Annotated in this window: 2 tRNA genes; both read left to right on the top strand. The window is 49.3% G+C overall.

What is annotated here, in order from left to right:
* Positions 1-96 precede the first annotated feature (96 nt).
* Positions 97-173, top strand: a tRNA-Ile gene (locus tag IM300_RS22555).
* Between the two features lie 105 nt (positions 174-278).
* A tRNA-Ala gene (locus IM300_RS22550) sits at positions 279-354 on the top strand.
* Positions 355-483: the final 129 nt, after the last annotated feature.

Here is a 483-nt window from a genome sequence, read left to right as displayed (position 1 = left end):
GAACCTGCGGTTGGATCACCTCCTTACCTTAAAGAACCTGCCTTTGCAGTGCTCACACAGATTGTCTGATGAAAAACAGCAGTAAAAAACCTCTACAGGCTTGTAGCTCAGGTGGTTAGAGCGCACCCCTGATAAGGGTGAGGTCGGTGGTTCAAGTCCACTCAGGCCTACCAAATTTTTGCTGATGCTGCGTTGCGGCGACACTCACATACTTCAGTATGCTTCGTGTCACCACGCCTTGCCTCAACAAAAATTACCGGTACAGAGGTGACTACGATGGGGCTATAGCTCAGCTGGGAGAGCGCCTGCCTTGCACGCAGGAGGTCTGCGGTTCGATCCCGCATAGCTCCACCATCTTTTACTGCGAACACAAGAAAACTTCAGAGTGAACCTGAAAAGGTGCACTGCGAAGTTTTGCTCTTTAAAAATCTGGATCAAGCTGAAAATTGAAACGACACACAGCTCATGTGTGTTCGAGTCTCT

The organism is Enterobacter cloacae complex sp. I2, from assembly GCF_014896205.1.
GTDB classification, from domain to species: Bacteria; Pseudomonadota; Gammaproteobacteria; order Enterobacterales; family Enterobacteriaceae; genus Enterobacter; species Enterobacter quasihormaechei.
This window is presented reverse-complemented; position numbering and strand designations above follow the sequence as displayed.